This window comes from Caloranaerobacter longqiensis, from assembly GCF_050286925.1.
GTDB lineage: Bacteria > Bacillota > Clostridia > Tissierellales > Thermohalobacteraceae > Caloranaerobacter.
Genome location: NZ_JBFWFX010000044.1, coordinates 1 through 3,069 on the forward strand (window position 1 = coordinate 1; position 3,069 = coordinate 3,069).

3 protein-coding genes are annotated in these 3,069 nt (G+C 28.8%); all 3 read left to right on the forward strand.

Annotation, left to right across the window (positions count from 1 at the left end):
* A partial coding sequence (locus AB4Y15_RS13780; protein ID WP_427340921.1) for an aldo/keto reductase occupies window positions 1-762 on the forward strand: 762 nt, incomplete at its 5' end.
* Window positions 763-884: 122 nt separating this feature from the next.
* Window positions 885-2,246, forward strand: a complete 1,362-nt coding sequence (gene rlmD, locus AB4Y15_RS13785) for a 23S rRNA (uracil(1939)-C(5))-methyltransferase RlmD (protein WP_427340922.1) — start codon at window positions 885-887, stop codon at window positions 2,244-2,246.
* Window positions 2,247-2,737: 491 nt separating this feature from the next.
* Window positions 2,738-3,069 (forward strand): hypothetical protein (locus AB4Y15_RS13790; RefSeq protein ID WP_427340923.1); only part of this gene is annotated, 332 nt, incomplete at its 3' end.

Sequence of the window (3,069 nt, forward strand, 5' to 3'; positions counted from 1 at the left end):
AAAAAAGAAATAGAAACTAGTTTAAAAGCATTGAGAACTGATTTTATTGATTTATATCAGTTACATTTGGTTAGAACAGAAGAACAATATAAAATGGTTATGAGTGAAAATGGTGCATTAAGAGCTTTAAAAGAAGCAAAATCTAAAGGACTTATAAAGGAGATAGGAATTACGAGCCATGATGCTTCTATATTAGAAAAAGCTATTGAAACTGGAAAGTTTGCTACTATTCAGTTTCCATATAGTCCAGTTGAGAGACAAGGTGAAAAATTATTTGAAAGAGCTAAAGAGCTAGATATAGGAGTAATTATTATGAAACCTGTAGCAGGTGGAGCAATAAGAAATGTTACTCTTTCATTAAGGTTTATAATAGAAAATCCTAACATTTCAGTAGTAATCCCTGGAATGGATAAAATAAAGCAGGTTATTGAAAACAGTAGTGTAGGAAAAGATGTAAGACCTTTAACTGATGAAGAAAGATTAGTTATCATGAAGGAAGCAGAAGAATTAGGCAGCGAATTTTGTAGAAGATGCGGATATTGTGCTCCATGTCCTCAAGGCATAGATATACCTACTCAATTTGTACTAGAAGGCTATTATTTAAGATATGATTTAAAAGACTGGGCTAAAGAGAGATATCAAAAATTACAGTATAAAGCTAGTGATTGTATTGAATGTGGACAATGTGAACCTAAATGTCCTTATAATTTGCCTATAAGGCAGATGCTTAAACGTGTATCAAAAAATCTTGGTGATGATTAGAAAAATAAAATCTTGTTAATAATATATAGATAGTTTGGTATAATAAGGGCATACTGATTCTAATTTATCGGCACACCATAGGTGTGTCTTCTTTTTGATTATATTTGGGAAGGAGTTAAGGGATGAGCGTAATTAAATTAAATGAAATATATGAAGTAAAAATAGAAGATATTAATCATAAGGGACAGGGAGTAGCTAAAATAGAAGGGTTTACAGTATTTATAGATGGAGGATTACCAGGAGATAAATGCAAAGTTAAACTAATTAATATTAAGAAAAATTATGGAGTTGGAGAAATTGTAAGTATAATAGAACCTTCAACAAAAAGAGTTATACCTAAATGTAAAATTAGTTATGCTTGTGGGGGTTGTCAAATACAAGGACTTGATTATCAAGAGCAATTAAAAATAAAAACTAATAAGGTTAAAAATGATATTAAAAAGATAGGGCATTTAGAAGACGTTGTAATACATGATACTTTAGGTATGAATAACCCTTATAGATATAGAAACAAAGCACAATTCCCTGTAGGAAGAAGAAATAAAAAAATAGCAATAGGTTTTTATAAAAGAGGAAGCCATGAAATTGTTGATACTAATTCATGTATTATACAACATGAAGTAAATGATAAGATAATAAAGTTAATTAAAGCATATATGAAAACATATAACATAAAGCCTTACGACGAAAAAACAGGGAAGGGTTTAATTAGACATATACTTACAAAAACCGCATTTAAAACAGGAGATGTAATGGTTGTTATTATAACAAATGGTGAAAAACTGCCATATAAAGATAAACTAATTGAAATTCTTAAAAATAATATAACAAATTTAAAAAGTGTAATACAGAATATAAATACTAAAAAGACTAATGTTATTTTAGGGGATAAAACTAAGGTGTTATTTGGTAGTGAAAAGATTATAGATTATATAGGAGACTTAAAATTTAATATATCAGCAAAATCATTTTTTCAAGTAAATCCAGTGCAAACAGAAGTGCTTTATAACAAGGCTTTAGAGTATGCAAAACTTGAAGGAAATGAAATAGTATTTGATTTATACTGTGGCATAGGAACAATCTCGCTATTTTTAGCCCAAAAAGCAAAAAAAGTGTATGGAATTGAGGTTGTAAAGGAAGCTATAGTTGATGCTATAGAAAATGCTAGGATAAATGGTATTGAAAATGTTGAGTTTTATGAAGGTACAGCAGAAGAAATATTTCCAAAACTATATAATCAGGGAATAAAGGCAGATGTAGTTGTAGTTGACCCTCCTAGAAAAGGGTGCGACAAGGAAGTATTAGATACAATAGTTAAAATGTCGCCTAAAAGAGTCGTTTATGTATCGTGCAATCCATCTACATTGGCAAGAGATTTAAAATATTTAGATGAAAAAGGATACAAAACTATTGAAATACAGCCAGTAGACATGTTTCCACATACCATGCATGTTGAGACGGTGGTGTTGATAAAAAAGAAATAGCTTGATTTCAAAGGTTTTAAAGATTTTTAACTAAATATAGATGTGTGTTTTATGTTCCCTCAGACTAAATACAAAGCCAATAGAAAAATTTGATATAGATTTATTCTTTATTATTGTTGAGAAGATGACGGTATTTGAAGGGAAGAAGATAATAGTAAAACATAACATTATATTATATAACTTTCTGTCATTTCATTTCGGAAAATATTTACAATGAAAATATTGACAAATTTAGAATGAGGGGTATAATGATACTATACATTAGCAAATAGAAATAATTAGTATGCCCTGATACTATTATTTCTATAGTTCTCTACAGGGGATGAGGACTAACTTAGATATTTATGAATATAAAATATATTATCTACACGTAGTATGTGTAAATGATGTACCATCTGGCGATTTAGTAAGCTTTGGCGAAAAGTATTAATTCTAATATTTTCATAATATAGAGTTAATAAATACAATAAACTAAAAAAGGAGGTGATAGATTGACTCCTATTGAATTTGGAATTATTGACAAGATAGATAAAAATAAGAGATACATCGAATATGAACCAGAAAAGTATAATTGTGTAACAATTGATGATGATATTTATATTGATGATTGGTGGGAAGAATTAAACAAAATGAAAACATATTTTAGTGATTTGAATACCCCTAATGTGGCTTTAGCTCGACATGGAGTTACATTAATACCACCCGAATCATTATCAATATTTGAAACTATAGTTTCTAATGATCCTAGAATTAAACAAGATTATAGCCTTATGGAGTTGTTGAAACTAATCAGAAAAGCAAAACAAGAGAATAAATATATGAT

Bases quoted from the DNA above. Each gene is read 5' to 3' on its own strand.
- rlmD (WP_427340922.1), top strand. From the start codon at position 885: ATGAGCGTAATTAAATTAAATGAAATATATGAAGTAAAAATAGAAGAT.